Raw genomic sequence first — 15,029 nt, forward strand, 5'->3', positions numbered from 1 at the left:
ACTTAGAAATAGCCGCCGCGCTCCACGATTTCGACGGCGGACATGCCTTCTTTGATCCACTGCTTGAGCTCAGATTCGCCGTTGGCGAGCTCTTCGGCGCGAATAAGGATATCCACAGCCATGTGGCGTGGTACGCAAAGTGCGCCGTCAATATCTGCGAAAATAAGATCGCCGGGGCGTACGATGACATCGCCCATTTGGATCGGAGTTTGCCATGCACTGATGCGGAAGCGCCCTAGCATGCCATTTGAGCTACGATAGCGGACCCACAGCGGGAAGCCTAAGTCGATGACTTGATCGGTGTCACGCACGCCGCCATCGACGACCGCACCGCGACAGTTCTTTCGTTGTGCTGCCATTGTCATGCATTCGCCCCAGTGAGCAGAATCGCGATCCAAGGAGGTGTCCCAGACGATGAAAGAATCCTCCGGAATGTCGTCGAGCATGCGGGCACGTTCAGCCATTTCGTTTTTTAATGTCAGGTTCTTTGCTCCCTTAATGGTGAAAGCAAAACCAGCTGAACGCATTCGCTCACGCAAGGGCACAAGACCGTTGGGCAATGTTTGATTGGTCAAGCGCTTCTCGCGTAGCGCATCATTGACCGCTGCTGTAAATACTTTCTCGTAGCGGTCGCAAATTTCCTTTTCAGGAAGCGACAATGGGGCGTTGGGATCGATCTCGCGGTCCGCTTCTAATTCCTCTAAGTTCATAATGTTTTACAGTTTGATGGTTTTAATGCCGTTTGCGTATGCCTGTGCATAAGCAAAGATTACTGGACCATGGGCATGGCAGTCGTCGGTCTTATGTGTGCGTTGAATGTAATCCTCTTTAGTTCCCTGATTCGGACAGAGGCAGCCGGTGCAGGTATTGTGCACCGAGCCATTGAGGGCAATGTAGCTGAGGTAGCCTTTAAGCCCACGGTCGAAGGATTCCTGATAGGAGGCATTTAGAATACCATCGGCCAAACCGATCCCGATCCCGTGCAGGAGCAGTCCGGAGCCTGAGGTCTCGATGTAGGATTCCGGATTCGTCATTTCCTGGTGCCAAAGTCCGTTGTTCGGGTTTTGATATTTGAGGCAGGCATCGACAAATTTGACATACATCTTCTCCACTGTAGGGCGATCCGGATGCTGCTTGGGCATTGATTCGATCAGTGCTGCTAGACCGTGTATCGCCCACCCGTTACCACGTGACCAATGGTCGTCAGTGCGATGCCCTGGCCCGCGGAAATTAATCGCCTGATTGACGAGACCGGTTTCAGGGACGTAAAGCGCTTCAATTAACAAACGAGTCTCTTTCCATGCTTGGCTGATGAGATCGTCGCGTTCCAGTTTGAGACCACAATAAAGTAGAAATGGGGTGACTGCAAAAGCGATGTCGATCCAGATTCGCTCGCTTGCCGCATCTTCCGGGTGGCATAGCGCTCCATTCTTGTCGCGTGGAGCTTCGTTGAGTAACTGATTGATGAAGGGTTCAAAAGTCGAAGCATCGGCATTCGGTAGGGCGTCTTTCCACCATAGGTAGGCCGCGCCACTGCCACCGCAGCGATAGCAATCAAAATTACAAAATGAAATCTCAGCTTCGCCGCTCAAAAAAGGACGGTATTGCAACTGGGCTTCTTCCAGGAGTTGCGCACGCAGCTCAGCTGATTCAGCGCAGAGCGCTAGGCGCGCTAGTCCGTTTAAAGTTAGAATGCCTGTGTAGTGCGCGAACGAGTGCAGTTCTTTCGCGCGCTGGTAGGCCAGTTGGGCCACAGTCAGGGGGGCTATTGATGAGTGGGTTATCATTAAATCTATTAAATCATATTATTTCTAAGCTGGCTATAGGCGCATTTGACATTGTTTGCACTATTTTGACTTGAAGCTTTATGTCGGCTCTGTTTGCTGCTATGCGTATTTGCCACATTTATACTACCCGCTTCTTTATGAGTTATTCCTGGCATCCCGTTGAAAACTTTGGACCACCTTTTCTGATGGTGGATGAAGCGACATTTGTGATCCCCAAGGGAGGGGAGGTGCGTTTGAGAAAGAACCACTTCAAGTTTTTATTTATTTTGGAGGGTTCGATTGAGCATGAGATAGAGGGAATTGAAGGTCGGGTGAGTTTATCCAGTGGTGACATCTTAGTTGCACCAGTGGTCGATGAGCATGCATACATTAATAAGCACTCCAAACAGGCGCATCATCTACATTTAGTCCGTTTGTTTCTGGATGCCGAACATCTCGCAAAGCAGGCCCGGCGGCGAGTGCGCAAGCCGGAGGTGAACTTTGTCGATTTCATTTTGCACCATTTTGCGTCAGTGGTGCAATTGAATGGGGGGATCGACACTGAGATTACAGACTTACTGGTTGATTTGCGTCGAGAAACAGATCAACAATCAGTGGGTTATCGGCATCGTGTGCGTTCTATTTGCACAGATTTGATCGTAGCTGTCGCTCGTAAATTGACCGATACCAAGAATGAGGAGGCGATCGAATCAGGGGCGACACCTTCCAGTCTGGTTTTGGGGGTTAAGGAGTATATTTTAAAGCATCTTTCGGAGGATATGACCTTGGGGGAAATCGCCTGGCATGTTGGGAAAGGGGAAGAGCATCTGGCTCGTGTCTTTAAGCGTGAGACCGGCCAGACGGTTTTTGATTATGTCCGGGAGGTTAGAGTCAATCGTGCGCGGACTCTGATTTTAGATCCATCGCTGAGTTTGAGTGAGGTTGCAACTCGTTGTGGTTTTCATTCGCTGTCCTTCTTTAGTCGTACTTTTCGCACAGTGACAGGGATGTCGCCCACAGGCTACCGCCGCCATATGGCAGCGGTGCTGACGCCGCATAGTTAGCAATGATTATTAGGAATGCAGAGTCAGATCGCAATCATCCTTAAGTCATTTAGGGCGTAAGGCGCAGAATTCTATCGCGGGCAATTCGCCTTTAGTCGGATACGGAGAGTCGAGCTCTTATGTGTTGTTTATATGCGACTTTGCGACGAGCGGGGAGCTTTAGTCATTAATGATCGACGGATTTGCTTGCCTGACTGCTTGAGCAAAACATAGTAGTCGCTCGATGACTCATTACGATACAGGCATTCTGTTACTTTTTTAAAAACTGCTGAATTTGATGCTTTTGACATGCTCTAAATTTATCGGCTTACCAAAAAAGGTGACTGGTGCTAATTTAAGCTTGCCTTTCTTGTCGTTGAAATTGTTGGTTGTCAATTAGATGCGGGTGTAGCTCAGCTGGATAGAGCATCGGTTTTCTAAACCGACGGTCCTGGGTTCGAATCCCAGCGCCCGTGCCACTTTTAGGCGAGGGCCTTGCCTCCCGCGATTGGGGAAGGCGACAAGACTACCTTACTCCAGCACTCTGCTGTGTTACCGGAAGTTTGGGCGTTATTATACCAATTCGCAAAAGTTTGAACTGAATAGAGATGTTTCTCGTGGCTTTGGTTTTTAGAATCGGGGGAGATGGCGCGTCGCAGCTGAAACTTCGTTTCGACTGCGTTGCCTAGCTCGCAGAACCCGCAGGAGGCGAGCTTGCGGACTGCCGAATTGATCATGTATTGTTAGAATTGATATTAGCTGAATTTTGTAACAATTCTTCTTTTACCCTAGAACTTTTCTAAAGTTCGGCTTCCAATGACAGGGGGATCTGTGCCATAAGTCTTGGTTTGCTGTTTTTAACGCGCCTTTTTAGATACCTAAACCTTTTATTATGATACGCACGCTTGGACGTTCAGCACTCAGTGTGGTCTTTGAGTTGGGAGAGCTCTCACTCTTTGGCTTGGGGGCTTTGCGCGGATTTTTCGCGCAACGTAGTCGCTTGGCTAAATTAACACTGGCGATTCATGAAATCGGGGTGCGTTGTTTTCCAATCATTGCAACAGTGGGGCTGTTTACTGGCTTGGTCATGGGCTTGCAGCTTTATTATACTCTGGTGAAATTTGGAGCTGAATCGGCTTTGGGGACTGCGGTGGCGCTGTCCTTGATTCGTGAATTAGGTCCGGTGCTGACTGCTTTGATGGTGGTTGGACAGGCGGGCTCTGCGATGGCATCGGAACTGGGGATTCAACGAAATGATGAGCAAATTGATGCCCTGCAAACGATGAGTATTGACCCCCTGGGCTTTCTGGTGGGGCCGCGTCTGGTGGCCGCTTTGATTTGTTTCCCTATTTTAACCGCCGTATTTGATTTAATTGGGATTTTTGGAGGTTATTTGACGGGCTGTGTGTTGCTCAATGTGGATGCGGGCGTGTATTGGAACCGTGTGTTTGAAAGCGTAACTTGGGCGGATGTGCAGGGGGGCTATATCAAGGCTTTGGTCTTCGGAGTTTTGACGATTTCAATTTGTGCTTACCGTGGTTTTAATACGCATCGTAAGGCGGGGTTTCCAGGGGTGCGTGGTGTAAGTGAATCGGCGACTCGAGCGGTGGTTTGGTCGAGCGTGACGGTATTGGCGGCAGACTATTTAATCACTTCGTTTCTTTTGTAGTATGGATGCTTTTTTGAAAATTCGTGGGTTAAAGAAGCATTTTGGTGAGAATCGAGTGCTGGATGGGGTTGATCTGGATGTGGCGGCTGCTTCGGTGACGACGATTATCGGGAAGAGTGGTATCGGTAAGTCGGTGTTGTTGAAGTGCATCGCAAATCTGCTACAAGCAGATGCAGGTAGCATTGAGTTGGATGGGCAGGCGATCTCGCAGAGCCGTCGTCGTGCGCATAGCGATGCGGGTGTATCGTTCAGCTACATGTTTCAGAATAATGCGTTGTTTGACTCGCTGACTGCATATGAGAATGTGGCTTTGCCCTTGCGTGAGGCCACTGCCTTGAAACCGCGGGAGATACAGGAGCGGGTGGATGCTATGTTGGCGCAGTTGGAGTTGAGCGCTTCAGCCATGCGTTTCCCGGGCGAGCTGTCCGGAGGTATGAAGAAGCGTGTTGCTTTGGGCCGTGCCTTGATTACCAAGCCGCAGGTGGTGCTGTTTGATGAGCCGACGACGGGCCTGGATCCAGAGCGTAAGTTTAGTGTTTTTGAAATGATTGCTGACTATCGTGAACGTTTTGGGTTTACCGCCTTGTTGGTTAGCCATGATATACCGGAGGTCTTTGAGATTAGTGACCGTGTGGCCTGGTTGGATGCTGGCAAAATTAAGTTTTTTGGAAAACCGGATGAATTGAATGCGGATGCTCAATCGGCCTTGTCAGGTTTTTTAAGTAAGGCAAATTATGGTCGACGGATATCATCGCATGGAGGAGCCAAGTAATTTATGAAAAATCGAAGCATTGAATTTCTCGTGGGCTGTTTTGTGCTCGTCGGTCTGGCGGCTGTGCTCTATCTCGCGATTCAGGTAGGGAGTGCCCGCTTTTTCGGGAGTGATCACTATACGATTACCGCTCGTTTTAGTAGTGCCAGCGGTGTGAATGCCGGTAGTCGGGTTGAAATCGCAGGCGTGCGTGTGGGCACTGTCAAAGATGTGAGTTTGAATGAACGCTTTGATGCCATTGTTACACTGGAATTGCCGAAGAGCTTGGAGTTGGACGAAGACACGATTGCATCGGTGAAAACCGCAGGCTTGATAGGCGATCGTTACATCAATCTTTCTCCAGGAGGGGGCATGCCGATGGAGCCCGGATATGAGATTGTGGATACGGAGTCTGCAATGGATATCGAAAGTCTGATTAGTCGCTTTGCACTCGGAGGTATTGACGAGAAGTCAGAATAAGCTATCAGCACTATTATGTTACACTATTTCTATCGATTTATTATACTATTGTGCTTGATTGCGGGCAGCTCTGTGTCAGCTCAGGAAGCACAGCGTGAAAAGCTGCAGTCGACGATCGATGCTGCGCTGGATGCGATTTATTCCAGCGGTAGTTCCAGCCTGTCCGACCAAGAGAAACAGTCTAAAGTGAGGCAGGTCGTCGAGGCGAACTATGACTTGGATGTCATCATTCGGCGCGCCATCGGGCGCAATTGGCGTTTGATGAGTGAGGCTGAGCAGGAAGAAGTTCTTGAGCTGGTGAAGCAACTCGTGCTGAAGGCTTACGTCAAAGGATTGGATGGGAAAAGTCGGCCTAAGGTGAGCTTGGGCGAGGTGACTTCGACCTCGTCATCGCGTATGGAAATTCAGTCGACAATTGTGTTGGATGGGCAGACCTATTATGTGCTCTATCGTCTGCGGGAAATGCATTCCGGTTGGCAGATTTATGATATTGTAGCCGAGAATGTGAGTGTCGTTTCCAACTACCGTGAGCAATTGGATGATCATTTCCGTAAAGGGAGTGGCGCAGAACTGATTGCACGCCTTAAAGAACTGCTTCAACATGAGGAAATCAATGAAGATACGAAAATTTAAATCACCACTTACTTGGACCGCATTATTTAGCTTGGTCACTGTGTCAGCCTTTGCTGCACAGGGTGCACAGGGATCTGCGATGTCGGATGAGGATTTCTATAACGAGGAGGTCGTTTCGGCGACGAGCATTTATGATCCTTTTGAAGGCATGAATCGCTATACCTTTGAGTTTAATGACTATGTCTACATGAAGGTTCTGCAGCCGATTGTAGACGGCTATACTGCGATTACTCCAGATCCAGTGGAAACGGGAGCCAGTAACTTTTTCAGGAACCTGAAGTATCCCGTACGTCTGGTGGGGAATCTGTTGCAGGGGCGCATGCAAGGTGCCTGGGTTGAAACTGGACGTTTTGTGGTGAATTCCACTGTCGGGGTGGCCGGGATTATGACACCTGCGGATTCGATCAATGGTTTGGCTCCCATTAAGCCCGAGGATATTGGGCAAGCATTGGGAAGCTGGGGGATTGGAGAAGGGCCTTATTTGGTTTTACCTTTACTGGGGCCGTCCAATTTACGTGACCTCGGGGGAATGATTGGAGATCGTGCAGTGAATCCATTAAAAGAGCCATTCAGTTTGATCGACGATTGGCGTTGGGAGTCGCATTTAGCACTCAGTGGGACAGAGTTTATCGTAAAAAGTCCGGATATCCTGGAGCGCTATAAGCAATTTAAGGGAAGTGCGATCGATCCTTACAGCTCAATGAAGAACGGCTTCACCCAATACCGTCGCGGCGCTATTGCAGAGTAAATTTCTGTGTGGGGCGCCGGCCGGTAAAGAGGGACGGTGTAAGAGGAGCGGTGCAAGAGGAAGTCTGCTGGGAACTTCCTGGCTCTAAGAACCGAGGCTACGAAAACTAGCTCTATTTAGTTCGAATTTTTCATGAATTGATATGTGGCTAGACTTCGTCTTCTGAAGTGTTTTCTAGACTGTTGAGATCTTTGGATGTTAACAGGTCGATCAACTTCTTCATGGCCGGAGTTAGCACGCGGCCTTTGCGATGGATGAGTGCGAGTGGTCGCTTGTAGACTTTGTTTTTGAATTTGAGGACTTTCAGTAGGCCTTGCGCTTCTTCACGCGTGACGGTGGTTTGGGGAAGGATGGCGATGCCGGCGTTGATTTCGACGGCGCGTTTGACGGTTTCCACATTGTCGAACTCCATCACGGGTTCCATTTCGATGTTGGCCTCGCGGAATATTTGATCGGTCGCCTTGCGAGTGGGAATGTCGGGCTCGAAGCCTACAAACTTTTGCCCGGAGATTTCTTCAATCGTTACGTGCTTTTGGTTGGCGAGTGGGTGCTCCGGGCTCACCACTAGAATCAATATGTCGTCGTGGAAGGGGAGGACTTCCAACTGCTTGTGCTTTTGTGGATAAGCGACAAGACCTAGATCAATGGAGTTGGTGAGTATGTCTTCATACACATTGTTCGCGCGGCGATATTCCACCCGGATGTTGACCTCTGGATATTTGGTCAAAAATGCTTTCACGTAAGGTGGCAGTTCGTGGAGACCAATACTATAGACTGTTGAAATATGAATGGTCCCGCTGATCACCTTCTTCATTTCTTGCAACTCACTGTTTAGCTTGTCGTAAAGATAAAGAATCTCCTTAGCTGACTCGTAAAGTTTTTGTCCTTCGCGAGTCAGACGAAATTGCTTTTGACTACGATCCACTATTAGTATGCTAAAATGCTTCTCCATCGCTCGCAACTGCTGACTCACCGCAGACTGGGTAATGCCATTGAGCTTGGCCGCGCGAGAGAAGCTCTCGCTCTCAACTAAATCTGAGAATATTTTGAAATTTTCAACGTGCATGATTCAATGTATAACCCTGACTAATTTAAATGCAATGATAAATTAAGCTATTCTTATGGGTTGTTTTCCATTAAGTAAACTTTCTGACTAACTAATGATTGAATATTCGATTTTTGAGAAAAACTTATCGCAGGTGCGAGCACGTATCGCTCTTGCATGTGAGTCCTGTGGTCGTGCATCCGATACGGTGAGTCTGTTACCAGTGACCAAGAATCATCCGGTGGCTGCGGTGGATTATGCCTTGCGCAGCGGTTTATTGGCGGTGGGTGAGAATCGGGTGCAAGAGGCGGCTGATAAGCAGGGCTCATGCTTACAGCCGGTAAGCTGGGAGCTAATAGGGCATTTACAGAGTAATAAGGCGCAGGATGCGGTTGCGATTTTTGATCGTATTCAGTCGGTGGACTCGCTCAAGTTATTGCGGCGTCTGAATCGGATTGCGGGCGAGCAGGGCAAATTACTGCGGATTTTGTTACAGTGTAATACTGGAGAGGATCCTAATAAATTTGGATTTTTGGTGTCGCAGGCAGAGGAGGTGCTTGAAGCAGGCTTGGAGGCTGCTCATTTAGAGGTCGAGGGGCTGATGACGATCGCGCCATTGGATGAGGATCCTACAGTTGCGAGTGCGGCATTTCAGCGTTTGCGGGACTTGCGGGATGAATTGGCGGGTAGTTTTGGAGTGCCATTGAGTGAACTTTCGATGGGGATGACGGGGGATTTGGAGGCCGCTATTGCCGCTGGCTCAACTCAGATTCGCGTGGGCACTGCGCTTTATGGTCAGCGTGCGTATTTATAAATAAATGGCTGTAGGCCTTCTGCTCGGCAGTTTTTTGAGTTGCGGGAGCTTGCTCGGCGCATTGTTCTTATCGCCTTTTAGACGCACACCTGCACAGCTTTTATTTGAAATATGTATCTTAAAGAGATCGTCATTAGTGGCTTTAAGAGTTTCGCCGACCGAACACGTTTGGATCTGCGTCAGGGGGTCACTGCTGTCGTGGGGCCAAATGGCTGTGGGAAGAGTAATATCGTGGATGCGATCCGATGGGTGCTGGGAGAGCAGAGTGCTAAAGCCCTGCGGGGTGCTTCCATGCAAGATGTCATTTTTGAGGGCACGGATAAGCGTAAGGGGCTGCCAACCTGTGAAGTAACTTTGACCTTTACCGATTGTGAAGCCGAATTGGGTACTCAGTTCAATGAAGTGGCCATTGCACGCCGTGTGACTCGCGATGGAGGTAGTGATTACTATATTAATGGCAAAGTTTCTCGTTTGAAGGATATTCAGCGACTGTTTGCCAATACTGGAGTGGGGCGTGTGTCCTACTCCTTCATGTTACAGGGGCAGATTGACCAGATTCTTTCTACCAATCCGGCTGAGCGCCGAACCATTTTTGAAGAGGCAGCTGGTATCACCTTGTATAAGGCGCAGCGCAAAGAGGCGCTGAGTAAGCTGGCGCTGGTGGATGCCAACCTCGCTCGCGTTACGGATGTGATTGACGAGGTTTCACGGCAAATCGGCTCACTTAAGCGTCAAGCAAGTAAGGCTTTGCGCTACCAGCGCATTAAGCATCGTCTCACCCATCTGGATCTCGCGTTTAGTGCATACCGTCATTCGGATTTGAGCCAATCTATTCAAAAACTGGCTGAGCGGGCAGCTGAATTGCGCAAGCAAGTTGAGGTGCATACCGGATCGCTCGAACGCGATGAGTCTATTTTAATGGAAAAGAAGGCGCAACGCGCTGGTCTTTCTCAGAAAATGGAAGAGCTCCAGCAGCGTGTCGCGAACCTGCGCTCCGAAAAGGAGCATGCAGAGAATCAGTCTGAATTTTCCGTGATTCGCTCAAAGGATATGGTGGCGCGCATTGCTGAATATCAAAAAGAGATCGCCGATTTAGAAGAGCAAAAGTCTGCCTTAGCCGAGCGAGCGAAGGATGAGAGCGAGAATAAGCAGCTGCAGCTCGACGTGGTTGACGACTCTGACCGTATTTTTCACGAGCGAAATAACGAACTTGTTTATGCGCAGGAGCAATTGAGCGCGATGGAGGGCCAGCTACAAAAGCGTCGTCAAGATCTGCTGGCGGCAGAGAATCGGATTAATCGAGCACGTTCACGTTGCACCACTCTGGAGGTCGATCTGAGGACCTATCAGGTCAAGCATGCTTCGCTGACTGAAAGTGCTGCGAGCTTGAAGGAAGAAGTTGTGGGCCTGGAGCAGGGACTGGCCGAGATCCAGCGTTTGTTAGAACGCCGCCGCGCTGAGCAAGCCGCCAGTGAGCAAGCTGTGGAGCAGGCGCGGGGGGAATCGCGCGAGATCACTGCGCAGTATCGGAGTGTACAGGAACGCATACAAGAGCAGGACCGGGGAGTGGCTCGTAAATCAGCGCAACTGAACGTGTTGGAAAGCTTGCAGGCTAAGTTTGAAGGTTTCGGTGAAGGAGCGAAGGCCATTCTTGGTGATAAGCTGAGCGAAGTTGTGTCTAAGGACGATATTTCGATTATTTCCAAAGAGTTAACGGTCGATAGTACGTATACCACCGCGTTGAAAACTTTACTGGGGACAGCGGCAGATACACTTTATATTGGCGATGCTCAAAAAGCGTTGGCAGTCATCGGTCAGCTGGATACAAACTTTCTAGGGCGCGCTTGTTTGCAGATCGATCTGCCCGCAGCTACAGCGATACCTGAGCCGATCGCCGTGGCTGAGTTACAGACTGGGATAGTGACCGCGCAATCAGTCGTCACGGTCAGAGACCCACAATTGCAAAATGCGGTCGAGCGTCTGCTGCAGGGATGCTATTTTGTCGATCGCTTGGACCTATTTATCGAGTATTGGCAGTCGCACCCGAATTTTAGCTTTCTGTTCGCTGCTACGCGCGATGGTGAGATTATCGATTGCCGTGGTCTGATCCATGGTGGACGCACCAGTGGTAAAAAATCGGCCAGTGTTCTGGAGCGTGAGTCTGAGATTCGCAGTCTACGCAAGGAAATTGAGGTCGAACGGACGGCATTGCAGGTCTTGCGTGAGGAGGCAGATGCGCTTGATGAGCGGCGTAATGTCGCGGAGGCGATCGTCGAAGAGCAGCGCAAGCGCTTAGGTGATCTTGCCAGTGAAGTGTCGGGCTTGGTTGCGGAAGAACGTAATCAAACTCAAAAGATTGAACAAAATGCCCGCACTCGCACACAGGCGGAGGATGAAATTGATCGCTTGGACGCTAAGCATGGCGACTCACTTGCCGAATTAGAGGCGGCAAGGGACGAGTTGGCAGGTGCGGAACAGGGACTGAAAGACGAGCGTCAGGGGGGGACTGACTTGGAAGCTGCCATCGACCTTGCACGTCAGGAGCGGGACCTTAAGCGGGAAGCACTTTCTGATGTGCGCCTGGAGCTGGCGGAGAAGAAGCAGCGTCTGGAGTCGGCCGATCGTGCACTGAGTGAGGTGCAGCGTGAAACCGCCAATCTACAACACCGTATCCTGCGCCGTAATCAGGAGATTGATACCATTAATGAGCAGATTGTGCAGCTCCAGCAGACCAGCGCACACCAAGCCAGTAAGAGTGAAGAGCTGGCAAAGACACTTGCGATCGCCTCTGATGAACTGGATAAAGACCGGGAGCAATTGCAGGGTATTGATGCGATTATCAATGAAATTGATGAAGGATTATCCGGACGCCGTAATGAAAGTCGTTCCTTTGATAAAGAATTGACTAAGTTGGAAATTCGTTTGGCAGAAGAACGCTCGCAGCTCGGTTTTATCCAAAGCACGGCTTTGGACGAGTATCAAGTTGATCTGTCTCAAGTCAATTGGAAGGCGGAACTCTGGGAAGGGAACGTTGAATTCGAGAAACGGGTGAACTTAGACGATTTGGATGATCCGGATAAGTTGTCAGCACAACCTAAGCACGAGCGGCGAGATCCCACAGAGGAGGAATTGGCCGAAATGGATGCCACTAACTGGACCAGTATTGAAGAGGAGGTGAGCGAGCTAAAAAGCCGGATTTCCAATATGGGACCAGTGAATCTGGATGCGATTAGTGAGTACACTGACCTGAAAGAACGTCATGACTTCCTTAAAGGCCAGAGTGAAGACCTCTGGAATTCGAAGAATAGTTTGGTGGAGACCATTGAGCAGATTAATGAGACCTCGCAGACACTTTTCCGGGAAACATTTGAGCAGGTGAAGAAAAACTTCGCATTTACCTATGGTAAAATTTCTGGAGGAGGCGATTCCGATCTGAAATTGGTCGATTCAGAAGACCCACTGGAGTCGGGCATTGATATTATTGCGCGACCTCCGGGCACCCGTCTCAAAAGTGTGACACTGCTGTCCGGTGGCCAACGCACCATGGCTGCTGTGGCCTTGTTATTTGCTATTTATATGGTTAAGCCCAGTCCGTTTTGTGTGCTGGACGAAATTGACGCTGCACTTGATGATGCGAATATTGGGCGCTTCTGCGATACCCTGCATGGCTTTACCGATAAGTCTCAGTTTCTGATTATTACGCACAATAAGCGTACCATTTCTAATGCTGACACCGTTTTTGGGGTTACGATGCCAGAGAAGGGGGTCTCTACACTACTATCTATGCGATTTAATAAAGACAGTAAACGTCCAGAGATGGCTGCAGAGGAAAATCAGCAACCATTCTAGACCGTGGACACGATTTTTTCAAAACGGTTTGGTTGGGCGTGGTTTGTGAGCTTACTTTTGCTCACGGGCTTCATGTTGATTAGCATTAGTAGCTATTGGGTGACCCGCGGTAATATTCGTGAGACGATTCAAGAGAGCACCTTGCCGCTGACATCCGATAATGTCTATTCCGAGATACAGCGCGATCTTTTGCGACCGGTCTTTATCGCTTCTTTGATGGCTCACGATACTTTTTTGCGGGATTGGGTGATTGCGGGAGAATTGGACGAGGATGCGATTACCCGCTATTTGCACGAGATTAAGGTGAAGTATGGTACGGTCACTTCTTTTTTTGTGTCGGAGCATACTAGTAAATATTATCATTCACATGGATTATTGAAGTATGTGCATCCGGATGAGCCGCGTGACGTGTGGTATTATCGCGTACGCGATATCGAGGCACCATACGAGATCAATGTGGATGCTGATTTGGCCAATGCAGACGAGATGACGATTTTCATCAACTACCGGACTTTCGATTATAAGGGGAATTTCATTGGTGCCACTGGGGTGGGCTTGACGGTTAACAGTGTGAATCAGCTGATCAGTCGTTACGAAGCTAAGTTTGAGCGACAGATATATTTTAGTGATTCCAGTGGTAAGATGGTGCTGCGTCCGATGAATAGCCCTCTGTTAAAATATTCAAACTTATCTGAAATTGAAGGGCTTAGCGAACATGTCCCTGATTTACTCAGCGACAAACGCAACCGGTTGAGCTATCGGCGTGAGGGACAAACTCGCTTACTGCACTGCCGCTATGTGCCCGAGCTGGATTGGTATTTGATTGTGGAGCAAAGTGAATCGATGATGCTTGCGCCGATTAAGGAGCAGTTGTTGATAAATATTATACTGGCACTGTTGGTTACTTTTATTGTGTCCTACATCTGTATTTCTGCGATTCGCCGCCATCAGTCGCGACTCGAGCGGCGCAATCTGGAACTCTCCCGCATTAATGCGACCAATGAGGCTCAGAAATCTGAGCTATTGGTGACTACGGAAGAGCTGGCTCAAGCCAACGAACAGTTGAAGAGTTTGAATAAAGAAAAGGACGAGTTTATTGGGGTGCTGGCACATGATTTACGTAACCCACTGAATTCGGTGATTGGGCTTTGTGATCTGGCCGAGGAAGATTTTTCAGATTTCTCCAAGGATGATTTTGTATCCGATATCAAAAAGTCCGGTGAGCGAATGTTGGATTTGACGAATCGGTTGCTGGACGTCTCTCGTTTGGAAAGTTTTAACGGTCAGCTCCGAACTGAGCTTGTATGCTTCAATTCAGTGATTAAGTCGGTGGTCGATCAGTTTCATAGTCAGGCTCAGAAAAAGAAGATTAGCTTGCACCTTAATTTAGCTGCCAGCGAAGAGCTGCAATTCGACAGCAACCGCGATTGGCTGGATATCTGTATTAGTAATCTAGTTAGTAATGCAGTCAAATACACGCCACAGTACGGGCAGGTTGGTATTGTGACACGTTGTGTCGATACACGTGTCGAATTGGAAATTTCGGATACTGGATCTGGCATTAGCGAAGAAGATCAGCGCAAACTTTTTGGGAAATTTGTCCGTTTGTCTTCGCGCCCAACTGGCAATGAGCCTTCCTTGGGACTCGGGCTCTATATTGCTAAAGAAATGTGCAACCGCCTTGGGATGCAAATTTTAGTGCGCAGCCAATTGGGGCGTGGCACTTCTTTTATTATTGTGCGGGAGCTAGGCTAGCGAGCGCCTTATAGCGAGTCCTATGTAGAGACTTTTACTTAGATTCGTGCTCGACAGAGCGTATCACATGAAAAAAGCTAATTATATATGAGCCGACCGACCACTGCACTGATTGTTGATGATGAAGCTCACTTGCGTGCGTATTTAAAACTAATTCTCAAGCAGCTGGGTTTTGAGCGTATCTACGAAGCGATCAACGGTCAGGAGGGGATTGACCTGTATAAACGCTGGAAGCCGGACTTCGTATTGATGGATGTGAACATGCCTGTTAAGGAAGGGCTGGAAGCGCTTAAAGAGATTGTAGACTACGATGAAGAGGCCATTGTAGTGATGGCCTCCTCAGTTGCTTCGCGTCAAGCGGTCGAAACCAGTGTGGAATATGGTGCTTCCTACTATTTACGTAAGGATATGAAGAAGGAGATCGTGATCGATACGATTAATCATTTGATCGAGGAAATTTGGGGAGAGTAGCACTC

The 15,029-nt window shown here is 49.0% G+C and carries 14 protein-coding genes and 1 tRNA gene; 11 read left to right on the forward strand and 4 right to left on the reverse strand.

Annotated elements, in window-relative coordinates; genetic code table 11:
• Window positions 1-2: 2 nt before the first annotated feature.
• Window positions 3-710 carry an RraA family protein gene (locus tag QEH59_RS09485; protein ID WP_308985129.1) on the reverse strand — a complete coding sequence of 236 codons (708 nt, stop codon included), beginning with the start codon at window positions 708-710 and terminating at the stop codon, window positions 3-5.
• Between the two features lie 6 nt (window positions 711-716).
• Window positions 717-1,787 (reverse strand): glycoside hydrolase family 88 protein, encoded by a 1,071-nt coding sequence (locus QEH59_RS09490; protein ID WP_308985130.1) that lies wholly within the window; start codon window positions 1,785-1,787, stop codon window positions 717-719.
• Window positions 1,788-1,924: 137 nt separating this feature from the next.
• Between QEH59_RS09490 and QEH59_RS09495 the strand changes: the two genes are divergently transcribed.
• A complete protein-coding gene (locus QEH59_RS09495) occupies window positions 1,925-2,830 on the forward strand; it encodes an AraC family transcriptional regulator (protein WP_308985131.1) in 906 nt (301 codons plus the stop codon).
• A gap of 381 nt (window positions 2,831-3,211) precedes the next feature.
• A tRNA-Arg gene (locus QEH59_RS09500) sits at window positions 3,212-3,288 on the forward strand.
• A gap of 3 nt (window positions 3,289-3,291) precedes the next feature.
• Here QEH59_RS09500 and QEH59_RS09505 read toward each other — a convergent pair.
• Window positions 3,292-3,546: a hypothetical protein gene (locus tag QEH59_RS09505; RefSeq protein WP_308985132.1), complete on the reverse strand. Its 255-nt coding sequence runs from the start codon at window positions 3,544-3,546 to the stop codon at window positions 3,292-3,294.
• 155 nt (window positions 3,547-3,701) lie between these two features.
• Between QEH59_RS09505 and QEH59_RS09510 the strand changes: the two genes are divergently transcribed.
• Genes QEH59_RS09510 through QEH59_RS09530 form a run of 5 tightly spaced genes read left to right on the forward strand, consistent with a single transcriptional unit; the run spans window position 3,702 to window position 7,090 of the window.
• Window positions 3,702-4,478: an MlaE family ABC transporter permease gene (locus tag QEH59_RS09510; protein ID WP_308985133.1), complete on the forward strand. Its 777-nt coding sequence runs from the start codon at window positions 3,702-3,704 to the stop codon at window positions 4,476-4,478.
• Between the two features lies 1 nt (window position 4,479).
• Window positions 4,480-5,250: an ABC transporter ATP-binding protein gene (locus QEH59_RS09515; RefSeq protein ID WP_308985134.1), complete on the forward strand. Its 771-nt coding sequence runs from the start codon at window positions 4,480-4,482 to the stop codon at window positions 5,248-5,250.
• 3 nt (window positions 5,251-5,253) lie between these two features.
• A complete protein-coding gene (gene mlaD, locus QEH59_RS09520) occupies window positions 5,254-5,709 on the forward strand; it encodes an outer membrane lipid asymmetry maintenance protein MlaD (RefSeq protein ID WP_308985135.1) in 456 nt (151 codons plus the stop codon).
• 15 nt (window positions 5,710-5,724) lie between these two features.
• Window positions 5,725-6,342, forward strand: coding sequence for an MlaC/ttg2D family ABC transporter substrate-binding protein (locus QEH59_RS09525; RefSeq protein WP_308985136.1), 618 nt, complete (start codon window positions 5,725-5,727; stop codon window positions 6,340-6,342).
• Window positions 6,323-7,090 carry an MlaA family lipoprotein gene (locus tag QEH59_RS09530; protein ID WP_308985137.1) on the forward strand — a complete coding sequence of 256 codons (768 nt, stop codon included), beginning with the start codon at window positions 6,323-6,325 and terminating at the stop codon, window positions 7,088-7,090. Before QEH59_RS09525 ends, QEH59_RS09530 begins: the two co-directional genes overlap by 20 nt.
• A gap of 148 nt (window positions 7,091-7,238) precedes the next feature.
• On the opposite strand, the gene QEH59_RS09535 is transcribed toward QEH59_RS09530, so the two are convergent.
• The gene (locus QEH59_RS09535) at window positions 7,239-8,156 is read right to left on the reverse strand and encodes a LysR family transcriptional regulator (RefSeq protein WP_308985138.1); all 918 of its coding nucleotides are present in this window, start codon (window positions 8,154-8,156) and stop codon (window positions 7,239-7,241) included.
• Between the two features lie 94 nt (window positions 8,157-8,250).
• Here QEH59_RS09535 and QEH59_RS09540 point away from each other — a divergent pair, with 94 nt between their 5' ends.
• The 4 genes from QEH59_RS09540 (at window position 8,251) to QEH59_RS09555 (ending at window position 15,024) form a co-directional block, all read left to right on the forward strand.
• Window positions 8,251-8,949, forward strand: coding sequence for a YggS family pyridoxal phosphate-dependent enzyme (locus tag QEH59_RS09540; RefSeq protein WP_308985139.1), 699 nt, complete (start codon window positions 8,251-8,253; stop codon window positions 8,947-8,949).
• 111 nt (window positions 8,950-9,060) lie between these two features.
• Complete coding sequence (gene smc, locus QEH59_RS09545; protein WP_308985140.1) at window positions 9,061-12,798, forward strand: chromosome segregation protein SMC; 3,738 nt, start codon at window positions 9,061-9,063, stop codon at window positions 12,796-12,798.
• Window positions 12,799-12,843: 45 nt separating this feature from the next.
• Window positions 12,844-14,553, forward strand: coding sequence for a sensor histidine kinase (locus QEH59_RS09550; protein WP_308985141.1), 1,710 nt, complete (start codon window positions 12,844-12,846; stop codon window positions 14,551-14,553).
• A gap of 87 nt (window positions 14,554-14,640) precedes the next feature.
• Window positions 14,641-15,024 carry a response regulator transcription factor gene (locus tag QEH59_RS09555; protein WP_308985142.1) on the forward strand — a complete coding sequence of 128 codons (384 nt, stop codon included), beginning with the start codon at window positions 14,641-14,643 and terminating at the stop codon, window positions 15,022-15,024.
• Window positions 15,025-15,029: the final 5 nt, after the last annotated feature.

It is taken from the genome of Thalassobacterium sedimentorum (assembly GCF_031127905.1).
GTDB lineage: Bacteria > Verrucomicrobiota > Verrucomicrobiia > Opitutales > Coraliomargaritaceae > Thalassobacterium > Thalassobacterium sedimentorum.

Bases quoted from the DNA above. Each gene is read 5' to 3' on its own strand.
- QEH59_RS09485 (WP_308985129.1), bottom strand. From the start codon at position 710: ATGAACTTAGAGGAATTAGAAGCGGACCGCGAGATCGATCCCAACGCC.
- QEH59_RS09490 (WP_308985130.1), bottom strand. From the start codon at position 1,787: ATGATAACCCACTCATCAATAGCCCCCCTGACTGTGGCCCAACTGGCC.
- QEH59_RS09495 (WP_308985131.1), top strand. From the start codon at position 1,925: ATGAGTTATTCCTGGCATCCCGTTGAAAACTTTGGACCACCTTTTCTG.
- QEH59_RS09505 (WP_308985132.1), bottom strand. From the start codon at position 3,546: ATGATCAATTCGGCAGTCCGCAAGCTCGCCTCCTGCGGGTTCTGCGAG.
- QEH59_RS09510 (WP_308985133.1), top strand. From the start codon at position 3,702: ATGATACGCACGCTTGGACGTTCAGCACTCAGTGTGGTCTTTGAGTTG.
- QEH59_RS09515 (WP_308985134.1), top strand. From the start codon at position 4,480: ATGGATGCTTTTTTGAAAATTCGTGGGTTAAAGAAGCATTTTGGTGAG.
- mlaD (WP_308985135.1), top strand. From the start codon at position 5,254: ATGAAAAATCGAAGCATTGAATTTCTCGTGGGCTGTTTTGTGCTCGTC.
- QEH59_RS09525 (WP_308985136.1), top strand. From the start codon at position 5,725: ATGTTACACTATTTCTATCGATTTATTATACTATTGTGCTTGATTGCG.
- QEH59_RS09530 (WP_308985137.1), top strand. From the start codon at position 6,323: ATGAAGATACGAAAATTTAAATCACCACTTACTTGGACCGCATTATTT.
- QEH59_RS09535 (WP_308985138.1), bottom strand. From the start codon at position 8,156: ATGCACGTTGAAAATTTCAAAATATTCTCAGATTTAGTTGAGAGCGAG.
- QEH59_RS09540 (WP_308985139.1), top strand. From the start codon at position 8,251: ATGATTGAATATTCGATTTTTGAGAAAAACTTATCGCAGGTGCGAGCA.
- smc (WP_308985140.1), top strand. From the start codon at position 9,061: ATGTATCTTAAAGAGATCGTCATTAGTGGCTTTAAGAGTTTCGCCGAC.
- QEH59_RS09555 (WP_308985142.1), top strand. From the start codon at position 14,641: ATGAGCCGACCGACCACTGCACTGATTGTTGATGATGAAGCTCACTTG.